Annotated in this window: 25 protein-coding genes and 4 tRNA genes; 6 read left to right on the forward strand and 23 right to left on the reverse strand. The window is 63.3% G+C overall.

The genetic code is table 11. The annotated features are described in order from the left end of the window. Positions 1-168: 168 nt before the first annotated feature. The 15 genes from ACQP2D_RS40635 to ACQP2D_RS40705 all read right to left on the reverse strand — a co-directional run bounded on the left by ACQP2D_RS40635 (position 169) and on the right by ACQP2D_RS40705 (position 9,276). Positions 169-354: a hypothetical protein gene (locus ACQP2D_RS40635; RefSeq protein ID WP_433681195.1), complete on the reverse strand. Its 186-nt coding sequence runs from the start codon at positions 352-354 to the stop codon at positions 169-171. Between the two features lie 84 nt (positions 355-438). Next, complete coding sequence (locus ACQP2D_RS40640; protein WP_433681196.1) at positions 439-621, reverse strand: DUF6374 family protein; 183 nt, start codon at positions 619-621, stop codon at positions 439-441. A 434-nt stretch (positions 622-1,055) separates the two neighbouring features. After that, on the reverse strand, positions 1,056-2,177 hold the full coding sequence (locus tag ACQP2D_RS40645; RefSeq protein ID WP_433681197.1) for a site-specific integrase: 1,122 nt from the start codon (positions 2,175-2,177) through the stop codon (positions 1,056-1,058). Further along, a complete protein-coding gene (locus tag ACQP2D_RS40650; RefSeq protein ID WP_433681198.1) occupies positions 2,177-2,395 on the reverse strand; it encodes a helix-turn-helix domain-containing protein in 219 nt (72 codons plus the stop codon). The genes ACQP2D_RS40645 and ACQP2D_RS40650 overlap by 1 nt, the downstream gene beginning before the upstream one ends. Before the next feature lie 15 nt (positions 2,396-2,410). Further along, positions 2,411-4,156, reverse strand: coding sequence for a replication initiator (locus ACQP2D_RS40655; RefSeq protein ID WP_433681199.1), 1,746 nt, complete (start codon positions 4,154-4,156; stop codon positions 2,411-2,413). Then, positions 4,156-4,752, reverse strand: a complete 597-nt coding sequence (locus ACQP2D_RS40660; RefSeq protein ID WP_433681200.1) for a hypothetical protein — start codon at positions 4,750-4,752, stop codon at positions 4,156-4,158. The genes ACQP2D_RS40655 and ACQP2D_RS40660 overlap by 1 nt, the downstream gene beginning before the upstream one ends. Beyond that, positions 4,752-5,429 (reverse strand): DNA methylase, encoded by a 678-nt coding sequence (locus ACQP2D_RS40665; protein ID WP_433681201.1) that lies wholly within the window; start codon positions 5,427-5,429, stop codon positions 4,752-4,754. Before ACQP2D_RS40665 ends, ACQP2D_RS40660 begins: the two co-directional genes overlap by 1 nt. Beyond that, positions 5,426-5,668, reverse strand: a complete 243-nt coding sequence (locus tag ACQP2D_RS40670; protein WP_433681202.1) for a hypothetical protein — start codon at positions 5,666-5,668, stop codon at positions 5,426-5,428. The genes ACQP2D_RS40665 and ACQP2D_RS40670 overlap by 4 nt, the downstream gene beginning before the upstream one ends. Further along, on the reverse strand, positions 5,665-5,895 hold the full coding sequence (locus ACQP2D_RS40675) for a hypothetical protein (protein WP_433681203.1): 231 nt from the start codon (positions 5,893-5,895) through the stop codon (positions 5,665-5,667). The genes ACQP2D_RS40670 and ACQP2D_RS40675 overlap by 4 nt, the downstream gene beginning before the upstream one ends. Next, positions 5,892-6,218, reverse strand: a complete 327-nt coding sequence (locus ACQP2D_RS40680; RefSeq protein ID WP_433681204.1) for a hypothetical protein — start codon at positions 6,216-6,218, stop codon at positions 5,892-5,894. Before ACQP2D_RS40680 ends, ACQP2D_RS40675 begins: the two co-directional genes overlap by 4 nt. Then, on the reverse strand, positions 6,215-7,534 hold the full coding sequence (locus ACQP2D_RS40685; RefSeq protein ID WP_433681205.1) for an FtsK/SpoIIIE domain-containing protein: 1,320 nt from the start codon (positions 7,532-7,534) through the stop codon (positions 6,215-6,217). The genes ACQP2D_RS40680 and ACQP2D_RS40685 overlap by 4 nt, the downstream gene beginning before the upstream one ends. Continuing rightward, positions 7,534-7,776, reverse strand: coding sequence for a hypothetical protein (locus ACQP2D_RS40690; RefSeq protein WP_433681206.1), 243 nt, complete (start codon positions 7,774-7,776; stop codon positions 7,534-7,536). The genes ACQP2D_RS40685 and ACQP2D_RS40690 overlap by 1 nt, the downstream gene beginning before the upstream one ends. Next, entirely contained in the window at positions 7,776-8,042 is a 267-nt protein-coding gene (locus ACQP2D_RS40695) for a hypothetical protein (RefSeq protein WP_433681207.1), read from the reverse strand. Before ACQP2D_RS40695 ends, ACQP2D_RS40690 begins: the two co-directional genes overlap by 1 nt. Beyond that, positions 8,042-8,821: a DUF2637 domain-containing protein gene (locus ACQP2D_RS40700; protein ID WP_433681208.1), complete on the reverse strand. Its 780-nt coding sequence runs from the start codon at positions 8,819-8,821 to the stop codon at positions 8,042-8,044. The genes ACQP2D_RS40695 and ACQP2D_RS40700 overlap by 1 nt, the downstream gene beginning before the upstream one ends. Continuing rightward, positions 8,821-9,276, reverse strand: coding sequence for a hypothetical protein (locus tag ACQP2D_RS40705; protein ID WP_433681209.1), 456 nt, complete (start codon positions 9,274-9,276; stop codon positions 8,821-8,823). Before ACQP2D_RS40705 ends, ACQP2D_RS40700 begins: the two co-directional genes overlap by 1 nt. Before the next feature lie 143 nt (positions 9,277-9,419). On the opposite strand from ACQP2D_RS40705, the gene ACQP2D_RS40710 reads away from it, so the two are divergent. Both ACQP2D_RS40710 and ACQP2D_RS40715 read left to right on the forward strand, forming a co-directional pair. Next, positions 9,420-10,157, forward strand: a complete 738-nt coding sequence (locus tag ACQP2D_RS40710) for an XRE family transcriptional regulator (RefSeq protein ID WP_433681210.1) — start codon at positions 9,420-9,422, stop codon at positions 10,155-10,157. A gap of 4 nt (positions 10,158-10,161) precedes the next feature. Continuing rightward, on the forward strand, positions 10,162-10,644 hold the full coding sequence (locus tag ACQP2D_RS40715) for an NUDIX hydrolase (RefSeq protein ID WP_433681211.1): 483 nt from the start codon (positions 10,162-10,164) through the stop codon (positions 10,642-10,644). On the opposite strand, the gene ACQP2D_RS40720 is transcribed toward ACQP2D_RS40715, so the two are convergent. The 7 genes from ACQP2D_RS40720 to ACQP2D_RS40750 all read right to left on the reverse strand — a co-directional run bounded on the left by ACQP2D_RS40720 (position 10,620) and on the right by ACQP2D_RS40750 (position 14,444). Continuing rightward, positions 10,620-11,147 (reverse strand): HD domain-containing protein, encoded by a 528-nt coding sequence (locus ACQP2D_RS40720; RefSeq protein WP_433681212.1) that lies wholly within the window; start codon positions 11,145-11,147, stop codon positions 10,620-10,622. The two genes, ACQP2D_RS40715 and ACQP2D_RS40720, sit on opposite strands and share 25 nt — an antisense overlap. 907 nt (positions 11,148-12,054) lie before the next feature. Next, on the reverse strand, positions 12,055-12,861 hold the full coding sequence (locus ACQP2D_RS40725) for a hypothetical protein (protein ID WP_433681213.1): 807 nt from the start codon (positions 12,859-12,861) through the stop codon (positions 12,055-12,057). A 125-nt stretch (positions 12,862-12,986) separates the two neighbouring features. Further along, positions 12,987-13,163, reverse strand: a complete 177-nt coding sequence (locus ACQP2D_RS40730; protein WP_433681214.1) for a DUF6374 family protein — start codon at positions 13,161-13,163, stop codon at positions 12,987-12,989. A gap of 211 nt (positions 13,164-13,374) precedes the next feature. Next, positions 13,375-13,451: transfer RNA gene (locus tag ACQP2D_RS40735), tRNA-Phe, on the reverse strand. Positions 13,452-13,509: 58 nt separating this feature from the next. Then, positions 13,510-13,583 (reverse strand) — tRNA-Asp (locus ACQP2D_RS40740). Positions 13,584-13,612: 29 nt separating this feature from the next. After that, a tRNA-Glu gene (locus ACQP2D_RS40745) sits at positions 13,613-13,685 on the reverse strand. A gap of 93 nt (positions 13,686-13,778) precedes the next feature. Then, on the reverse strand, positions 13,779-14,444 hold the full coding sequence (locus ACQP2D_RS40750; RefSeq protein ID WP_433681215.1) for a TetR family transcriptional regulator: 666 nt from the start codon (positions 14,442-14,444) through the stop codon (positions 13,779-13,781). Positions 14,445-15,294: 850 nt separating this feature from the next. On the opposite strand from ACQP2D_RS40750, the gene ACQP2D_RS40755 reads away from it, so the two are divergent. The 3 genes from ACQP2D_RS40755 to ACQP2D_RS40765 all read left to right on the forward strand — a co-directional run bounded on the left by ACQP2D_RS40755 (position 15,295) and on the right by ACQP2D_RS40765 (position 17,292). Beyond that, positions 15,295-15,367, forward strand: a tRNA-Lys gene (locus ACQP2D_RS40755). A gap of 229 nt (positions 15,368-15,596) precedes the next feature. Further along, positions 15,597-16,007: a DUF937 domain-containing protein gene (locus ACQP2D_RS40760; RefSeq protein WP_433681216.1), complete on the forward strand. Its 411-nt coding sequence runs from the start codon at positions 15,597-15,599 to the stop codon at positions 16,005-16,007. 322 nt (positions 16,008-16,329) lie between these two features. Further along, a complete protein-coding gene (locus ACQP2D_RS40765; protein ID WP_433681217.1) occupies positions 16,330-17,292 on the forward strand; it encodes an acyl-ACP desaturase in 963 nt (320 codons plus the stop codon). Between the two features lie 124 nt (positions 17,293-17,416). Here the strand turns inward: ACQP2D_RS40765 and ACQP2D_RS40770 are convergent, their stop codons facing one another. Beyond that, positions 17,417-18,070, reverse strand: a complete 654-nt coding sequence (locus ACQP2D_RS40770; protein ID WP_433681218.1) for a hypothetical protein — start codon at positions 18,068-18,070, stop codon at positions 17,417-17,419. A 234-nt stretch (positions 18,071-18,304) separates the two neighbouring features. Here ACQP2D_RS40770 and ACQP2D_RS40775 point away from each other — a divergent pair, with 234 nt between their 5' ends. After that, positions 18,305-19,171, forward strand: coding sequence for an SDR family oxidoreductase (locus ACQP2D_RS40775; protein ID WP_433681219.1), 867 nt, complete (start codon positions 18,305-18,307; stop codon positions 19,169-19,171). Positions 19,172-19,291 lie beyond the last annotated feature (120 nt).

The following is a 19,291-nucleotide window of genomic DNA, read 5'->3' on the forward strand; positions in this document are numbered from 1 at the left end:
TTGATCGACCTAAAGAGCTCCTGAGCGCATACGGGCTCCCGCCACCGCCCGTTTTCTGGCGATGTGCCGACTACCTCGCAGATCGCGCCGCCCACCGCCCGAGCACCCCGCCCCACCGCCGCACACCTGGGACGAAATCAGTTGCCCCACACCACCCCTGACGGGCCCTCACTTCCCCCCGCCGCGCCAATCCCGATCCCGGGCATCCTCACGGGCATTGCGCGCATGCACGATCTCCAAGGCCCGCTCGGCCGTCTGCCGATCCGGATAGGGCCCCATCCGGTCCCGGAACCAGCACTGCTTCCCGTTCTCGGCCCGCTGATGCTTCAAGCAGTAGTACCACTTCTCCGCCATGCCCCCAGCATTCCACCACCATGATCACTACACCCGAGATTTCCAGCCATCCCGGCTCGACACCGGTCGGCGCGGACCAGCGATCTATCCGCGAGCACGTCCCTGCGTCGCCTCTACGAAGATCCGCATCCCCTCACCGATCTTTCCGGCCGCGTTCTCCAACTGCTCGGGACTCAGCTGCTTGCCGAATGCGGCGGCGTCGAGGAGTTGCCCGCGAACCTGTTCGAGGTTCGTCCGTGCCCGGTCGAGGCGAGAACTGTCCGGCATGACCGGAGACTACCGCTAATCGAACAAAGTTTCGATAGCGAATGCGGAAGATGCAGGCAAGAGATTCGGAGAACAACCGAGGCTATCGATGAGCGAATCGACCGAGGCGGGGCACGAGCAGAGGCGGAGCACAGTTAGAGGCGGAGCACAGACAGCGGCGGGGCACGGGCAGCCGCGGGAGGCTCCCAGAAGCGGCACCCCAGGAGGACGGGGGTTCGGGGGGGGCGCCAGCCCCCCGAACGGGTGTGGGGTTGCACCCCACAAGACAAAAGACGAGGAGCCCCGGTCCGCGCTTTCTGCGGACAGGGGCTCCTCGCGACGAGTGGCCAGGGCCGGGATCGAACCGGCGACCTTCCGCTTTTCAGTCAGGCACATAATCGCTGGTCAGAAGTTGCTTTTTCAACATCATGCACCCGACGTGCCCTATCTGGCTGTCAGTGCTGCACGACGATGGCGCGGGGAAGACTCGCCGCATCACCTCGAGCAGCCAGCTTGCTCAGCTCCGCGGCGACTTCCTTGTCGCGTCCGTCGACAGCGTGCATGTACCGCATCGCGGCAGCGCTGGAGGAATGACCGAGCCGTTTCTTCAGGTCGGCGAGAGTCGCGCCGGTACTCGCCGCGAGGGTCTGGCCGGTATGCCGCAGATCATGAAAGGTCACGTCTACCCCGACCTTGTTCCGCGCCCGCACGAACGCCTGATAGATCGCGTTTCCACGCATCCGCTCACCGTCACGGCCGACAAACAGCCAGGTCTTTCCCGCCCATTTCTCTTTGTGCTCGACCAGGTACGGCCGGAGATGCGGCGGGATCGATACCGGTCGCTTGCCCGCGTCCGTCTTCGGGTCCTTGTCGAACGCATCGTCGGACTCCAGCAGCTCGACACGGTTCCGGCGCACATGCACCTCGTTCGTCTCCAGGCTGAGGTCCACCACGGCCAGGCCGATGATCTCTCCGCGACGCAGCCCGCACCATGCCGCGAGGAGAACAGCAGCCCGGTAGCGAGGCGTGATCTTGTCGACCAGATCAGCCACCTGCGTCACCGTCGCGACGTTGCGTTCTTTCGATCCGTCCGAGCCCGCACCTTTGATCGTGCACGGGTTCACCGGTATCGCATTGTCACGCTTGGCCTGATTCATGACCGCGCGCAGGAACCGATAGGACTGCGCGATCGAGGTCTTGCCACCTTTACCAGCCAATGCCTTTGCATGCCAACGCCGAACGACAGGGCCAGTGATCGCGATCAGAGGTTTATCGAGCAATTCCGTCATGTGCAGCCGCATGTTCCGGCGACATGTTTCCTCCCACCGCGCACCGACATCCGGATTGTCCGTCAGATAGTCGCTGGCATATTCCCCGAACAGGCTCAGACCGAGTTGTTCGTCCAGCCAGGTCCCGCGACTGATATCAGCCTCAACCTTGACCAGCCACTTGTCCGCATCGGTCTTCGTCCGGAAGGTGTTCGGAGCGTTCTGGCGTTGACCATTCGGACCGATGAACGATGCCTGATGCCGCCCGGAGGGCAGCTTGCGCACTTTGCCGAAGCGACGCCGAACCATCAGGCCACCACCTTGCCGCCGCTCCAGCGCACCTCGATCGGTTCCACACGACCGGCCTGCACATACGCCTCGAGGTCAGACACCTTGAACCGCACGTGACTCCCCACCTTGTAGAACACCACTCGGCGCTCAGCAACTAGTCGTCGGACGAACCGGACGCCGGTACCCAGGTACTCGGCCGCACCTTCCACGTCGAGGTATTCCGATCTCGCAGGCATCACCCCTCCTCCCCCCTATGCCGCTTCCTGGATTACCGAAGTTTGTTGTGTTCCTGGCGGATTCGCGTCCAACATGGCATTCAGGTACTCGGCCCGCCATTTCGTTCGCCGGGCGATTTCGCCCATGATCACGTGTTCACGCAGCGGTCGCGATTGGTCGCCGGGTTCGACCGGGGTGACCTTCAAATGGCTCGTGTCGGGTTTGACGATGCCGACGTCGGCGAGCATTTGCCGAACGAAATCGGCGCGGTCGGCCTTGTGATCCGGGAGGGTCTTGCCCGACCAGCGACGTGAGACCAGGACCCGGCGACCGGGAAGGCCGAGGGTGTCTCGCCGATGTGCTTTGCCCTTGCAGCGTCCCGGAACGGTCTTGTCGCTGGCGCCCTTGGGGACGATGCCGTAACGCAGCCACACCGCGCATTTCGGAGAGCACGGGGTGTGCTTGAGTTCCGCGTGCAACCGGTCGTAGTGCACGGCGGTGCGCATCGAATCGGTTTCCAGGACTTCGCTGATCGATTTGGTGAGGTACTTCGTGGCGTAGCCAATAGCGCGGTTGGCGTCCTTGCCAGGAACGTGGCCGCGGATATCGCCCGGGTCCATGCGTGCCCCGAACCGCACCGTGTAGGCCGGTTCGAGGTCATCGACGGTATCGAGGATGTCCAGGGCCTCATCCCAGCCCTTCAACGGTGCGTGGCTGTCCTGGTCGACGAAGGTCATCAGCTTGTGGTCCCAGACCGGCATCCGATCCCCGGAATAGCGCTCGTTGTCGGGGTCGAAGTGCGGCCACCACACTTGGTGATAGGTAGCCGCGGTGACCAACTTGAGGATGTCGCGCGGGATCGCGGTGCGCAGCAGCACATGAAAATGCGGGGCACCCCGTTTTTGCGGTTCCACGGCCGCGAAGTACTGCACGTCATAGCCGACCGCGCGACGAAGGTTCTGAATCCAGCGGTCGAACAACGCCGAGCAGAACACGACATCACGAGCGGCACTGGGATAGTCGTACTCATCCGGCCGCCGCGGCGAACCATCCGAACAGGGCTTTCCGTCCTTGTCGACCGCCCCATCGTGATTGATCGCACCATACGAAGGCATGGTCAACGTGACCATCATCGAGGGCCGGTACTTGCCGCCGTAGACGCGTCCGATCGTGTTGCGCGCCACCTTCTTACGCGGCAGATCCGGCACATCCTGACGCCGCTTGGTCGAGCGTGCACGCCGTTTCGCCGGTTTCGGATCCAGCGAGGGCAGCGGGCCACGCAACCCACACGCGCGCAACTCCTGATCGATATCGGCCACGATTTCCCGGACAGCCCCCGCCAGGTCTTCGTCACCGTCATCTTTCGCGTCCTGATACTGGGCGACGAGATCTACTCTGGCGGTGAGCAATTCGGTTTGCCACTCGGTAGGTTCACGCTTCTCGGCGACCGGTTCGGTGTCGGCGTGCCAGCCCTCCCGGCATTGGGTGATCCGCAGATAACGGGCCTTGTCCGCGCACGGCTTGCACACCGATGCGACGGTCGCCTTGCACGGTGCCCCGATGTAGGAGACGGTCCCGGTTTTCGGGTCCTCCACACGCATCGTGACCGGGCGCACGCACACACCGAACTTCTCGGCGGTAGCGACCGCGATGTCGTAGAGGTTCGGGAGGGCGCGACGGTCGGCCGCGGTTTCCCGGGCCGATTCCGAATTCGACGCGGGCCCGACAAAATTAGGGTTGACATACTTCTGCGGGCCCGCGTTGGTGTGAAGGTCGGTCATCAGGCAGCATCCTTTCCCCAGCGGCCACCGTCGATACGTGGCAGGTCGATGGCTTTGGCGAGTGAATCCGATTGCCGCATAACCAGTTCCACGGTTCCGGGTCCGGTGATGGTGGCGCGGCATTCCAGGGCACCGAACGCGTGTGCGGGGCAATGGCCTTCCAGCATCCGCACCCGCAGCCGGTCCACCGATTCTCCGATCTCCACACTGCGCAGCGCTGGGACGAGGGTGTGTTCACTGCGGTCGATGCTCAGATGGCAGGCGGTCATCAGGCGGGTCCAGCGACGCCGGTACCGGAACCAGGTCAGGAACCGATGCCGTGCCCGTCGAGAAACCCACCGCTCGAAGGTCTCCGGATGCTTCGCACGCCAGAGCACCATCCCCGCGATGGACACCACGACCACCACGACACCCACCGGCCAACCCATAAAACGGCCGGCCGCGACCGCCAACCCCAACGGCAGCGACACCATCGGGAACAGCACCGCCCACCACACGGCGACGCCGAGCCCGGTCAAGGTACACCACACGGTGTTGAGGATGGCCAGGCCGATCAGGTCGAGCGGATCGTGTTTGTGTGTGTTGGTCGTGGTCATCATGCCGCCTCGAACAAGGTCAGTTGGCCGGTGGGATCGCTGAGTTGGGACAGAAGTTGGGTGCCCAGGTTTTGGGTGTAGGCCGGTGGAATCGCTTGGGACAGTTCGTCACCGTTCATCCAGTCGATGCCCATCGCGTCCGGGCCGACGTAGGTGCCGATATGTCCGGTGACCGAGACGTTCCAGCCTTGCGCCCAGCGTTCGCGCCGCCGGGTCGTGGCTGTACGCACGGTGTGTGCCGGATGGAGTGGAGAGCGCAAGGTGACGTTGGATTCGAAGCGGCGATGCCGGTAGGTGCGCAGCCCGAACATCGCCCCGCACAAGGTGACCGAGCGCGCGAGGTCCAACGGCGCGGGCATCACGTTCTCGATCACGAACGGCACCCCCACCGCGTGTAGCGCCGCCCTGGTCTCGGCCACCAGATCCGGGTAGGACCGATCCGGATACAACGCCGACAACGGCGTATACGCCTGGCACGGTGGGGAAGCCGCGATGGCGTCGAACTCGCCCCCGTGTGCGGCCAGGAACTCCAGCGCGTCGCCCTGATGGAACGTGAACGGGTACCGCGGCTGCGGGCGGATATCGACACCGACCACCTCGAACCCGGCACGGTGATATCCGGTGGAGGCTCCCCCAGCGCAGCAGAACAGATCCAGCAGCCGCAGCCTGGTCTTCACGACGCCTCCTGGTCGAACACATCGAAGGCGAGTTGAGTCGGCACCGGTGCCTCATCGATCCAGCGACGCCACATCTCATCCTTTGAATCCCGGTACACCACAGCGGTTTTCGCACCCCGAACAGGCTTGAGCTTGGAGGCGAACAGAGTCGCGTCGGTGACGTTGCGAGCCGTCGGAAGCGCACGCACCGTTTCACCGATCAGCACGCCCCACTGCACGGGCTTACGGGTGCTGCTCATGCCGCGCACCCCCAATCGGAGTCATCGGCGAGGTCGGCATCGTCGTCGATGGCGTCATCCCAGCCGGGCACGTCTCCGGTTTCGGCGAGCAGGTGCACCGCGACCGTGATCGAGTCCAGGCCGCGGCGTTCGAGGTGGCAGCGGCGTGCCGAGCGGAGGTGAACGACAGCGTCGATGTCGTCGTCGCGGTCGAACCGGTCGATGTCGTCGATAGAGCGAATGGTCATGGCAGAGCCTCGATTTCAGGGACGCCGCACACGATGCAGGTGCGCGAACGAGTGGAGATGCCCAGCAGCCGTTTCGTGGTCTGCCAGGAATCAGGGAAGGTGTGGCCGCGTTCGGCGCAGATGGCGGTGGCCAGGCAGCCATCGCACTGGACCTTGTCGCCGTCGTAGAGCCAGCCGACGCCAGCGGAACGAGCGTTGAGGTAGTGCACGGCCTGATTGACCGAGTCGAAGCACACCGACTCGCTCTCGTTCTCGGAGTAGATGTCGCCGCAGCCGTCGCAGTAGATGACGACATGGCATTCAGTGACGAACCCGCGTTTCATGCCGCCACCTCCCCGTCCTGGTCGCCGTCGCCGAGGTCATCGGGATCGAAGTCGGCGTACTCGCCCGGCGCTGGCGCCGAAGGTTCGAGGTTGTAGTCGGGGGTGTAGTGCTCGACCAGGTAGGCGATGTCCTCGCGGGAGACGAAGTAGGCGCGTGCCCGCACGATGTTCGGTGTGCCGTCCTCACGGACGTAGGCGACTCCCGGTGTGGTGTAAGGGATTTCATCGCAGCGTGCGCCACGATCACGAGCCGAATCGCCGTGCACCATGCCGATCTGGGTTTTCTCATCCAGCCGCAACGCGATACGCACCGGAATCAATTGCCGCATCGGCAGGGTTTCCTTGCTCGGGTCCTGCACGCAGGTGATCACGCAGAACCCCGGAGCACGGCCCTGGGTCAGCAGCTTGCCGTAATGACGCTCGAACTTGGCGATGGTGTCCTTGTCGGCGTAAGAGGTCATCGACGCGGCCTCATCGACAATGATCACGATCAGCGGTTCATCGACGGTCGGAACGTGCTTCTCGATACCGGCTTCCCGGCAGCGGCTTGCGCGTTCGAGCATCAGCGTCTCCGCATCGGCCATCATCGCGACGATGCCCTCATCGGTGTATTCGCAGCGGGTCATCAGCTTGCGGCCACGCCAGAACTCCATGCCGCCCTTGGGATCAGCCACCCACAGCTCGACAAGACCAGCTTTGATCGCAGGAGCCAGACCCGCGATGATCGCCCACACGAGCCCGCCCTTACCGGCGTTGGTGCCACCGGCGATCAGCAGATGCCGATACAGCACCGCCAGGTTCCAGACCTCCCCGGATTCCAGGACACCGACCGGGATCGCCTCCAGGTCCACACCATTGGGGACCGCCACCGACGCCGATGTCGGAGCAGCGAGGGTGTCATACACCCGCACCTGAAGACGAACCCAGCTCGGAGCAGGTGACGACGCTGTCACCTCGGGCACCCCGAGATAGGTGGCGAACTGGTCCAAAACGTCTTCGTTGTTCCAGTCCTTGAGCTTGTGACCCCCGAGCATCAGCACATCGACATGCAGGCCGTGCTGGTCGTAGTCCCACACCTCGACATGCGGGAACCCGTCATCGACCGACCCCAGCCCCAACGCGGCGAACATCATGTTCGTTTGCGCCGGTTGGGCCAGAATCGAGACAGCAGTGCGCAGTTCCAACGGGGCATCGACGGTTATCTCTGCCGCCGTCAACGCCCGCACACCAGGACCAGCACCCAGGCGTGACCAGTAGGCCAGCACCGCCGAACCCACGACCGCGCCACCGGAGAGCAACGCCAACGTTGTCGACATCACGCCACCTCCCCCAGCAGCGGAGCGAACGCGAGAGCGACCGAGTGTTCGGCCAGCACGTTCGGCAGGACTTCCGACAGGGCGCGGGCATCGACCAGGCTCAGGCGCACTTCGACACCCCCGACCAGGAACGACACACCAGCGGTCGACTCCACCGGCCGGAAGCGTTGCGCGGGAACGTATTTCACGTTGCGCAGACCACCGGTAACCGAGCCTTCGACGATGGGATTCGATACAGGCATCACGCCGCCGCCTTCACCAGGTCGACGTGATAGTCGGCAGCCACCAGGGCGTCATGAGCGGCCACGGCCTCAGCGACACCGGCAACCAGTACGCGGGCATCCTCGATACTCAGCGACAGCCGGACGGATGTGCCGAGGCGCACGGCCACATACGCCGTAATCGGAGTCTCGTACTTGTTTCCCGGTCCCCACCGATCCACATAGGCGGGCTCATAGGTGGCCGAGGTGAACTCGACTTGGTTCGATGCGTGAACAAAGGAAGACATCAGAGACCCCCAACAGGGACAGCGATCGGCAGCATGGTCTGAGCCGGTCGCGAGGAACGAATGGATTGCACCGGGGCCACCGAAGTCAGCGGACGAGACTCGGCCGCCGCAGTAGCAGGTGCGGGAGTAGACGCGTAGTTCGCCGCCGTGCGAGGCGAAACACCCAGCGCCTTACCGATTTCGGTGAACGATTTACCTTCTGCCCGCAGAGCGATCGCACGAGCGACCGTCGCGGGATCACGCCGAGGGCGCTTTTTACGAACTGGAACCGAGACAGGTCCAGGGGCAGGCACAGGAGCCTCGTCGGCCCGTACTTCCTGTTCAGGCTCGACAACGGGAGATGGCTCCACTTCCGGAACCGACTGCCGTTGTGCCGCACGGAACAACACGACCAAGCCGTGGGTGTCCACCAGCAGCGAGATAGGAGCCACAGCAGCCACCAGTGCCGATGCCCACCACGGAAGTTCACGACCAGCAGCGACCGCGTGCAGGGAGTTACCGACCACCGAGACCGCGGCCCCGACCATCAACACCCACGTGAACCAACGCCGCTCAGGACTTTTCGCCAGAACCACCGCGCCCAGCGTTGCCAAGACGATGGTGCCGTCCACGATCACCGGGAACAGCCACGCATCCTTGGCCGGGATATGCGCCAGGACCGCCAGGTCCCGCAGGGTAGCGAAGGACAGCCGGAAAGCCGCAGCCCCGACACCAGCGATGATGATGACGGCGGACCAGCGCACCACACGCATCCCCACCGACCGATCCGCCGTATTCATCACGCCGCCTTGGACTGACGCGAAGCACCCGGATCAGCCGGAGCCTGCTTCGAACCCGAGGTATCGCCCTTGATGCCGGTCGCGCGAATGTTCCAGCCAATCGACTTGAACTCCCCCGCACCGACGACCTTCGGCTTGATCTGCAAGCCCTCCAGCTCGATCGGAGTCATACCCGGCACGATCTCGGCCACCGCCGGAACCGGCTGAACCGGAGACGCAAAGATCACGTCATAGCTGGCATTCCTCGCATTCGCCGCATCCGGATCGGTGACCGTGCCCTTCCACAACCGGCGACCCGTGCCGTTACCGTCCGCGTCCAACTCCTGCTTCTGAATCTTGGGCGCGTTGCGATCGGTACTGAACTCGGTCATCGGCGAAATCTCACCCAGCAGGAACAAACCCCGAGGGAACGCCTCACCGAACTCCGGACTGAACCACACATCCTTCAAAGCCATTGCCGTATCTCCTTGTGTCAGTGTCGATTTCGTCACTACCTGAGGCTTTGCAACCTCTGACACATCTAGGATCCCGCGACATATAGGGACGGAATAACCCAAGATTTGGGACACTTAGGGACATTTCCTGATAGGATATGTTCATGCCGAACGAACGACTCCGGGGCGCGATGGCCGCAGCGAATCTCACGAAACACGCTCTCGCGGAACGACTTCAGATAAGTACCAAGACAATCGAGCGGTGGATCACTCAGGACCGATGCCCGCATTCAGGACTTCGACTCAAGGTCGCCCGCGAACTGGGCCACGACGAGACTTACCTCTGGCCCGAACTATTGGCTGGCAGTCGGTCAGCCGCCGCTTCGTTGTCGGAGCTCGTGCAGATCTGGCCAACCCGCCCTGAAGTGCCGCACGAGGTTTGGCGTTCACTCATGCAGCAGGCAACCGACCATATCGATGTCCTGGTGTACGCCGGGGGCTTCCTCGTGGAGTCTCTCGACTTCGTCAACGTGGTCCGCGCCAAAGCGAGCGCAGGTGTGCAGATTCGAATTCTCCTCGGAGAAAGTGATTCGCCGGAAGTTATCGCCCGAGCCCGCGAGGAGGGTTTGCCGTCGCTACCTCAGCGGTGCCAGTCGACCCTGGAATACCTCCGAGAGACGATGGACTCGCCTATGGTCGACATCCGCACACACCGCACAACGCTATACAACAGCATCTATCGCTTTGGCGACTCGATGCTTGTCAACACCCACAGCTACGGTGCCTACGCGGCAAAGTCTCCAGTCCAGCATTTGCAGCACGTCCCGGGCGGTCGCCTCTTCGCCTACTATATGGAGTCGTTCGAAGCTGCCTGGACTACGGGACGTCCCGCATTATCCTGACTTCATGGGACGCCGAATCGACTACCACCAGGACCCCGACGCTCCAGCAGCTAACAGCGTCCGGCCCAGTGCAGCCGCATTCATTCACCAGCAGGACGCAGTCCTACTCATTTGCAGGTCAGACAATGGAAACTGGTCTATGCCCGGAGGTGCACACGATCCAGGCGAGTCCCTGAGTCGGACCGCTGTCCGCGAGACCCAGGAAGAGACCGGGGTGGATATCCACGTGACCGGAATCGTCGGGATCTTCACTGATCCGACCCACGTCATTCACTACACCAGTAACGATGAGGTACGGCAGGAATTCACCGTGGTCTATCGCGGTGAGGCGATCGGCGGACACCCGACAACCAGCAACGAAAGCACGCGGGTCGAATGGGTGCCAGTCGAGCAAATCCCATCTCTGACTATGGACCCTAGCCAACGAAAGCGGATCGATTGGGCGCTGAGCGAGCGCGAACCCTACATCGATCCTGACGCCCGCTGAACCGCCATTCGCAACCGAGGCTCTGCCCGCGTGATGGCAGTGTGAACCACGCTTCCTGGCTCGTATCTTCTCAATATCTCGGCCAGTCGTTCATCGACAGTGAAGTTCTCGCCGTTTGGCCCGGTGGATAGGTCAGCCCACCACATGAAATCGTCGGCTGTCTCGAGTCCAGTCACGTCGGACAAGGCGAACTCTTCGAACATGCCCACATCCAAGCCACGCACATCTGCCTCAACCTCTGCCGCCGTGTGGAACGCCACCAAGTGGCATATAACCGGTGAGTACCCGAGCGATCGCAATAGTCGGGCACCGTCGATAGGGTGAAACCCGATGTCCGGATGCCCATAACCCACGTCATGCAGATAAGCCGCGGTCACCGCATCCACACGTAGTCCCACTGGCAAGAGCTCCGCGACAGTCTCCATTCGCCGCCCCACAGCGATTGAGTGAGCCCGCCGCGATTCCGTCAGCGAGGAAAGCAGTTCGGCCATAGCCTCGTTCACGGCTGCCATGCTACGCGCGGCCTCGACTCATCACGTTCGGCTCAACGGTCAGCCCGTTCTTTGTTGAGGATGCAAACATGTGTTTTGCCTGTAAACTCAACACGTCACGTGAGTGATGCTGGGCGGTGGGACGCCGAGTGCAATCGACGCCCCACCTGATGGGTTACCTAGCCCCTAAACCAGCGGACCAGCACGAGCGCCCCGGCGATTACGGCAGCTATCGTAAGCACGATGCCGTAGTCGACCGGGGCCTTGCTCTTTGCCCGGCGATGTTTCGCCAAACCCACCACCTCCCTCCTGGGCGCGATGTCTGGACCAATGTCCACCGCCCCTCGGAAAGAGGTGTCACCACCCTACGCCAGGCGCACCGACGAGAACCGTTGAATCACAGCCGATCCCACGAACCCGGCAGCGACACCAACGGCTCGACTATCGACTCTCCGGAGGTGCTTCGTTCCCGACTTCCGGCCGCACGTCACGTACATGCGTACTACTGCCGAATTCAGCCATACAGGAACAAGAGCGGCGGCGCACAGCGCCGCCGCCCGCCGCCGCCGGGCGGCGACGCGCACCGCTCCTGATAAGGCGTCGTCGCGGCGCGTCGGCACGTCGGCGACGGACAGCGGCGCAAATCTCCAACGCTCACTGCTCCTATCCGAGCCACTCGGCACGAGATCGAGCAGTAGGGCGGCAAACGACGAACCTCACGCCTAGAGAACCACATCCCGGCTTGGGTTCCCGCCTCCTCATGGCCCCATGATCTGACTTCAGTCCGGGTGAGTAAAGGGCGCACCTTCGGCGCGTCGCTACGCGATGGCCAAAGGCCACCCTTGACTAACCCTCCCTCAGCACAGGACGGCCAGTATGAGGAAGCGGGGGAAATAGGTGCCGGACGGACAGGTGAGGGTTATGACCCTGCGATCCCCCGTTGGTCGATCCCCTGAAGATTCGCGGCCGTCGTAATCAAGTCATCACCAAGCTCGGACAGCGCTGCCGTGGTCACAACCGTGATGATCGTCTTAAGCGGATGGTCCGGTGCAAGCTGGTATCTCCACTCGACCGTGCCACGATCTATGCGCGTCAGCCTCTCTTGCCCATTGTCGTCGAGGTCGCACCGAAGCAGTGGTGCGTCAATCAAGAGAACCGGCAACACGATCGCACGGTCAGTCACTCCGACAAGCTCGACATCAGCGGCGAGATCCGCCCACACGCCCGCAGCCGCTTTGGCGACAGACATCATCGCGCTGTAGGCAACATCGTCGTTGCCATTGTTGAATGCGCGCACCAGTGCATATCCGAATGGTTCGTACCCATCCAGCAACGGCAACGGCCCACATGCGACACCTGCCCTGTGTAGGCGGTACAGCCAATCTCGGTTCGGAACGGCGAGTCGCTCAGACCGGTGAATAGTCCTTGGTACCTTGCGCGGCTGCGCGTCCGTGAACAGCACCCAAGGCTTTTCCCTAGCTGACTTGCACTCGATCACAAGACAGACGTCGGTACTGTCATCACCACTGTCTTTGCCAAAGTCATTGGATCTCGCGTAGACGTCAGTCTCACGTTGATGACCAGTCTCAATGTCCGTGTAGTACCGCCCCAGTTGGGTCCAAATGCCCTTCAATCGAAGGTCACGAGCGGTTCGCATCTCCAACGGGTATCCCTGTTCCCGAAGCCAGGTGGACACTCTCGCTTCCAAGCTCTTGGGGTCGGTCACGCACTTCTCCTCTGAGCCAGCAGTCAGGTCCTGTACGGCGACACTACCGATCCACGTTGTCCCCGCCCATAACTACGGATCACAAGCCCGCATGAGGACCCCCGGTACCGGACAGGTTGGCGACGCTAACTGCGGGGCCGAGTTTCCTCCACGTAGATCCGCATGCCCTCGGCGATCTTCCCCGCTGCATTCTCCAGCTGGTCGGGAGTCATCCACTTGCCGAACGCGGCAGCGTCGAGAAGTTGCCCGCGCACCTGCTCCAGAGTCATCCGTGCCCAGTCCAGGCGAGAGAGTTCCGGCATAGGCGGGAGACTACTCCGGATCGAACAAAGTTTCGATAGCAGGTTATCGATGAGCGAATCAGCCAAAGCGACGAACGTCACAATTCGGGCGTGCACTCCACGTGCACCAAGCCCCGGTTCGCGGCGGTCAACAGCGGTCAACGATGGACCGATGCCACCACCGGGTATGGATACGAAAATCCCCCCGACCAGGTGATATGTCGAGGGGATTTGGTGGCCAGGGCCGGGATCGAACCGGCGACCTTCCGCTTTTCAGGCGGACGCTCGTACCAACTGAGCTACCTGGCCGCAGGCACCCGTGGTGAATGCCATACGCGAAACGCCGGATTGCTCCGGCGCTCACTTGCGACCCTGACGGGACTCGAACCCGCGACCTCCGCCGTGACAGGGCGGCGCGCTAACCAACTGCGCCACAGGGCCTTGCGTTACTTCCAACGATCCGAAGACCGTACCCCCTACGGGATTCGAACCCGCGCTACCGCCTTGAAAGGGCGGCGTCCTAGGCCGCTAGACGAAGGGGGCTCGCCCCGGATTTCTCCGGATCGGCTTCAACGGCTGTCCGTTGGGAGCTGGGATAGCTTATGACAGACCGGCCACGTTTCCCAAATCGGCTGTTCAGGCTCCCAAACCGAGCTCTTCCAGCCGAGCCTGGGCGCGCCAGCCGTCATTGCGGAACTTCTCCCCCCACTCCGGGGTGGCCATCGCCTCGACCACGACCTCGAGCGCCTCCTGGAACCGGGCACGCAGATCGACCCCGCTGCCGAGGATGTCCACCAGGTAGCGCTGGCCGGCCAGTGCGGCGGACAGGGTGCGGGTGAAGCGGTCCGGGTCGGAGTCGGAGCGCAGCTGCCCCTGATCGATGGCGCGGATCGCGAGCGCCCTGGTCGCGCGGACGAGGATCCGGCCGCCGCCGGTCTGCACATCGCGATAGAAGTCGGGTTCGATGATCAGCCGGAATTCGGCCTGCACGATGATGTCGTGCTCGAGCCGCAACGCCATCTCGTCGATCATCCCGTGCAACACGTCGAGCGGACCGAGATCGGTTCTGGCAAGCCAACGTTCGGCCGATGCCCGATATCGTTCGACCGCAGTGTCGAGTACGGCGCGTGCCAGGTCTTCCTTGGAATCGAAATGAAAGTACATGGCGCCCTTGGTGGCGCGTGAACCTTCCAATATGCGGTTGAGCGATGCAGCGGCATAGCCGCTCTTCCCGAACTCAACGGCGGCGGACCTGATTATCGCCGCGCGTGTCCGGCGGGCCCGCTCTTGCTGCCGTGCCATGCTCGAAACGCCTCCGAAGCCTACTCGCCGCCAAACGGTGCCCCCCAAAGGAACGGACCCTTGGCGCGAAGTCATGAGTTTTATCAATACTTCAAACCGGGATTTCGCCCAGTTTCAAACTTTCGGTACGAAAACTTGCGAAATTCCTGAAACACACCAGCTGGTATAGTTTTCCTGCCCAGGTGCGCCGCAGGGGGTGCGCACCTGGGCATTACTTCTTCTCGGATCTGCCTCCCCCGGCGTCGACTCGTAGGAAGTCACGATCGGCCGTACCGGTCGCGACACGTTCGGGCACAACAACGATAAGCCGAATTCCGGATCACCGGGTAAGTCGGCGATTCCTCCGTAATTCACCAAGTCGTCACCGTACCCGGAAAGGGCATCCGACACGCGGCAAACCGAAGACTCGAGCGGACGAAACATCCGGATATCTGTTACAGCTAACATCGCGCAATCGCCCGATCGAGCCACTCGGATTTCCGAATTCGGCAGCGACGCAGCACTGTTCACCCGAGTCGACCAGCGGACCGATCGCGGCGGCGCCGACCGCGTGACACCGGCCAGCCGCCTCGCTGCGTCCCCCCGTGCGCTGACCCTACACCCCCCGCAAATCCAAAGACATTGGTACGCAACATGATTGGATGGTAGCCCGGCACAGGCCGAATGAACAAAGCTGGGCACCAAACGTTTACCCGCAGCATCGCCGCGCGCAGGCGCCGTGTTACCCGCTGCGCCAGCATGACTCGACCCTGCTCCCCGGCAACCCCGAGCGAACCGAACCGCGGCCCACCCACCGGGCCCCGCCCCCGGTTACCCGATCCGCGCCGAGCCAACTACACTGTCCCTCCGCGCCCCTATAGCTCAGTTGGTAGAGCTACGGACTTTTAATCCGCAGGTCGTAGGTTCGAGCCCTACTGGGGGCACCGCATCAGGCGTCCGGTTTCATACCGGACGCCTGAGTCTTTTTTCGGTCCGTCCGCACACGTGACGCGCACCGGCCCCGACCGCGAATCGGCACATTCTCGGGCGGGCTTTCCCCACTGAGGGCGCGTCCCCGCACACCGGGGGCATCTCTCGACAACAGGCGGAGCCGATGCCGTCCTTCGATGATCCGCTCTCCCGAATCCCCATCGCACCGCGACGAATGCGGCAATGCCGACCCTGCTCGGCGGATTACCGGCCAACGCCACCGAACCAGCGGGCGCGGCCGCTCCGGTGGGCGCGCTGGAACAGCACCGCGAACTCGTCGAAGGCGAGGGCGCGGCGGATGTCGACAAGGTCGATATCGTCGACAACGTCTTCGGCTCGGAGCAGCACACGGTGATCACCGCGCTCAGCGCGACCGAGGGAACCGGCGGCGACGACCTGGTCGCCGAGCTGCTGCCGATGCTGGCGCCGATCGTGATGGCCTATCTGGCCGAACAGCTGGCCGGCGGCGGTGGCAGCACGGCGGCACCGCCCGGACACATCCGGGCGACATACTCGGTGGTCTGCTCGGCGGCAGCGGCAAGAGCGGCGGCATCGGGGCGCGCCCGGAGAAGCGCTGGCCGAGAACGCAGGTAGCGCGCTCGAAAACGTGCTGCGCGGTCTCTTCAGGGGCAGGCACCGAACTGCGCCCGCGCCGACACTCCCGACTCCGTGCAATGCCTCACGCTGGGCTAACGACTGTCAACCCATAGCGATAGACCCTTCGCGCGGGCGAACCCCCTACACTCGGGATGGTTGTCGTGCGCCGACGTTGGCGTATGACGTCTATCACGACGTGTCTTTTGACAGCCGGATGCGTTTCGCATCACACCTACGGTGCCGTAAGGTATGGCCGCATCGACACGGTCTACTCGGGGACTGACCTGCAAGAGTGCACGCACACATGAAGGGCTTGTATATGGCAAGGGATCTGACTCAACTCGAGCTGCTCACGGAGTTGGAGCCGGTTGCCGAAGAAAACGTCAACCGGCACCTCTCCCTGGCAAAGGAATGGCATCCGCACGACTATGTCCCGTGGGACGAAGGCCGCAACTTCGCGGCACTCGGCGGCGTGGACTGGGACCCGGAGCAGTCCCGACTGAGTGAGGTCGCGAAGGCGGCCATGATCACGAATCTGCTGACCGAAGACAACCTGCCCTCCTACCACCGCGAGATCGCCGAGAACTTCTCCCAGGACGGCGCCTGGGGCACCTGGGTGGGCCGCTGGACGGCCGAGGAGAATCGCCACGGCATCGTCATGCGCGACTACCTCGTTGTCACCCGTGGCGTCGATCCCGTGGCGCTCGAGGAAGCACGCATGGTCCACATGACCAACGGCTTCGCCTCCCCCACCGAGGCCGATGCGGGCTTCCTGCATTCGGTGGCGTACGTGACCTTCCAGGAGCTGGCCACCCGGGTCAGCCACCGCAATACCGGCAAGGTCTGCGACGACCCGATCGCCGACCGCATGCTGCAGCGCGTCGCCGCCGACGAGAACCTGCACATGATCTTCTACCGCAATATGTGCGGCGCGGCCCTCGACCTGTCCCCCGACCAGGCGATCGAGGCGATCACCCTGATCCTGGAGAACTTCCAGATGCCCGGCGCCGGTATGCCCAATTTCCGCCGCAATGGCGTGCTGATGGCCAAGCACGGCATCTACGACCTGCGCCAGCACCTCGAAGAGGTGGTGGCGCCGGTGCTCAAGAAGTGGAACATCTTCGAGCGCACCGACTTCACCGCGCGCGGTGAGGCCGTGCGCGAGCGGCTCGGCCTGTTCCTGGACAAGCTGGGCCAGGACGTCATCAAGTTCGAAGAACAGCGCGACCGCATGCTCGCCCGTGAAGCGAAGAAGCGGGAGTTGGCCGGGGTCGCCAGCTGATCTCCGCCCCCCGCAAACGACGACGCGCCGCCGCCGGATTTCTCCGGCGGCGGCGCGTTTATATTCGGCAACGCCCATCTCGTCGGCGAGTTCATAGGTTCAACCGCCGAAACCCACCGCGGCTCTACTTCATCGGCAGTGCGCCGTCGACACCACCGACATCGGTGATCTTCCAGTCCGAGTTCTTATCCAGTGTGACGTTGTAGGTCACCGTTGTCTGCGCGCCTTCCGGGCTCTGCGCATTCGTCGAACTGACATTTACGAATACGTCGACTTTGTAGGCACCGCCTTGTTCCGACATCACCTTTGCGGTAATCGGCGCGGCGGTGGAGGTCCACTTCAACGGAACCAGAATCTGTTCGAGCTTGGGCGCGGTCGCATCGAACTTATTCGCCAGCTGCGGAACGGTATTCGCCTTGAGCTTGGCCACCCAGGACGGGATGTCCTGGTAATTGACGGTGGCCGCGCCGACCGCGTATTCGCTGGCCACCTGTTCGGCCTTCTTATCCGCGGCTGCCCGATCCTTTTGCTCGGCGAGATCGCTGCGCGCCGACCACAGAAATCCGGTCAATACACCGACCGCGATCACCAATACGCCGATTACCGCGCCGGTGACCACGGTGGAGACGCGGATCGATACGGTTCCCGACTGCAGGTCCGACCGCTGCCCGGACGTATCGGCCTTCGTATCGGACGCCCTCGTCTCTGCAGTCTTATCCGACTCCACGCCGGAGTCGCCGTCCGCGCCTGATGCGGTGCCCTCGATCCGTTCCGTCATTCGCTCTCTCCGATGAGTCTGTGATGGTCACGGGCGATACCCGCGAGTAACAGGCTACTGAGGGCGTCTGAGAAGGCCGTAGCGCCCTCGACACAGGGGGCGGGCCGGGTATCTCGAGCCCGACCTCCGAATCCGTCGACGATCCGGCCGCAAACCTCGACACTGAAGGTATTGCCGCCGACGGCGCGCAGCGCCGACCGGCTATGACTCATAGGACCGTAGGAGGCCGAGGACATGTCCAGCACATCGAAGGGCGACAGGCCGCTCACCGGCAAGGTTGTCGCGATCACCGGCGGGGCGCGCGGTATCGGACGCGCGACCGCCGAGGCATTTCTCGCGGCGGGCGCCGCAGTCGCGATCGGCGATATCGATGTCGAACTGGTGGCGAAGACGGCGGCGGAGTTGGGTGCGGATCCGGATGCCAAGATCGTCGGTCTGCCGCTGAATGTGACCGATCGCGCCGCGTTCGCCGCCTTCCTCGACACCGTGGACAGCGAGCTCGGGCCATTGGACGTACTCGTCAATAATGCGGGCATAATGCCGACCGGTCTGTTCGCTGATGAGGACGAGGCGATGACCGACCGGATCATCGATATCAACCTCAACGGGGTGATCCACGGTTCGCGGCTCGCCGTCCAACGGTTCAAGGACCGCGGCACCGGACATCTGATCAATATCGCGTCTTTGGCTGGGACACAGGGCTTTCCGGGCTTGGCCACCTACTGTGCGACCAAACACGCGGTGGTCGGATTCACCTCGGCGCTGCACCTGGAGATGAAGGAGCACGGTGTGCACGTCGGCGCGGTACTGCCCGGCATCGTCCGCACCGAACTATCGGCCGGTGCCAATATGCCGAACTGGATCACGCCGCTGACCACCGTGGATCCGGAGGATGTCGCGCGGGCGATCGTGCAATCGGTACGGACCAACAAGCCGCTGACCACCGTCCCCCGCAGACTCGCGGCCATTATCAAGTCGGCCCAGCTGCTGCCCTACCGCGCCCAGCTGCTCGTCGCCGAATTCACCGGCGCGACAACGGCATATGCCCAACCAGACCCCGCCGTACGCGAGATCTACCACCGCAGACTCCGCGACCAATAGGCCACTTCCGGCCACAACCGCGCGCCGCATCCGCACCGGCCGCTTGCTACGCCGCAGCATTGATACACCTTGCTCGAATCAGCTCGGTCGCGACGGCTTTCGGACAGCGCACCACACCGG

Source organism: Nocardia sp. CA-119907 (assembly GCF_050955995.1).
Classification (GTDB): Bacteria; Actinomycetota; Actinomycetes; order Mycobacteriales; family Mycobacteriaceae; genus Nocardia.

Coding starts and splice junctions, on each gene's coding strand:
- ACQP2D_RS40655 (WP_433681199.1), bottom strand. CDS start 4,156: ATGACCGACCTTCACACCAACGCGGGCCCGCAGAAGTATGTCAACCCT.
- ACQP2D_RS40700 (WP_433681208.1), bottom strand. CDS start 8,821: ATGAATACGGCGGATCGGTCGGTGGGGATGCGTGTGGTGCGCTGGTCC.
- ACQP2D_RS40685 (WP_433681205.1), bottom strand. CDS start 7,534: ATGTCGACAACGTTGGCGTTGCTCTCCGGTGGCGCGGTCGTGGGTTCG.
- ACQP2D_RS40695 (WP_433681207.1), bottom strand. CDS start 8,042: ATGTCTTCCTTTGTTCACGCATCGAACCAAGTCGAGTTCACCTCGGCC.
- ACQP2D_RS40715 (WP_433681211.1), top strand. CDS start 10,162: ATGGGACGCCGAATCGACTACCACCAGGACCCCGACGCTCCAGCAGCT.
- ACQP2D_RS40640 (WP_433681196.1), bottom strand. CDS start 621: ATGCCGGACAGTTCTCGCCTCGACCGGGCACGGACGAACCTCGAACAG.
- ACQP2D_RS40765 (WP_433681217.1), top strand. CDS start 16,330: ATGGCAAGGGATCTGACTCAACTCGAGCTGCTCACGGAGTTGGAGCCG.
- ACQP2D_RS40730 (WP_433681214.1), bottom strand. CDS start 13,163: ATGCCGGAACTCTCTCGCCTGGACTGGGCACGGATGACTCTGGAGCAG.
- ACQP2D_RS40645 (WP_433681197.1), bottom strand. CDS start 2,177: ATGGTTCGGCGTCGCTTCGGCAAAGTGCGCAAGCTGCCCTCCGGGCGG.
- ACQP2D_RS40770 (WP_433681218.1), bottom strand. CDS start 18,070: ATGACGGAACGGATCGAGGGCACCGCATCAGGCGCGGACGGCGACTCC.
- ACQP2D_RS40635 (WP_433681195.1), bottom strand. CDS start 354: ATGGCGGAGAAGTGGTACTACTGCTTGAAGCATCAGCGGGCCGAGAAC.
- ACQP2D_RS40710 (WP_433681210.1), top strand. CDS start 9,420: ATGCCGAACGAACGACTCCGGGGCGCGATGGCCGCAGCGAATCTCACG.
- ACQP2D_RS40690 (WP_433681206.1), bottom strand. CDS start 7,776: ATGCCTGTATCGAATCCCATCGTCGAAGGCTCGGTTACCGGTGGTCTG.
- ACQP2D_RS40680 (WP_433681204.1), bottom strand. CDS start 6,218: ATGAAACGCGGGTTCGTCACTGAATGCCATGTCGTCATCTACTGCGAC.
- ACQP2D_RS40650 (WP_433681198.1), bottom strand. CDS start 2,395: ATGCCTGCGAGATCGGAATACCTCGACGTGGAAGGTGCGGCCGAGTAC.
- ACQP2D_RS40670 (WP_433681202.1), bottom strand. CDS start 5,668: ATGAGCAGCACCCGTAAGCCCGTGCAGTGGGGCGTGCTGATCGGTGAA.
- ACQP2D_RS40675 (WP_433681203.1), bottom strand. CDS start 5,895: ATGACCATTCGCTCTATCGACGACATCGACCGGTTCGACCGCGACGAC.
- ACQP2D_RS40775 (WP_433681219.1), top strand. CDS start 18,305: ATGTCCAGCACATCGAAGGGCGACAGGCCGCTCACCGGCAAGGTTGTC.
- ACQP2D_RS40750 (WP_433681215.1), bottom strand. CDS start 14,444: ATGGCACGGCAGCAAGAGCGGGCCCGCCGGACACGCGCGGCGATAATC.
- ACQP2D_RS40705 (WP_433681209.1), bottom strand. CDS start 9,276: ATGGCTTTGAAGGATGTGTGGTTCAGTCCGGAGTTCGGTGAGGCGTTC.
- ACQP2D_RS40760 (WP_433681216.1), top strand. CDS start 15,597: ATGCCGACCCTGCTCGGCGGATTACCGGCCAACGCCACCGAACCAGCG.
- ACQP2D_RS40660 (WP_433681200.1), bottom strand. CDS start 4,752: ATGACCACGACCAACACACACAAACACGATCCGCTCGACCTGATCGGC.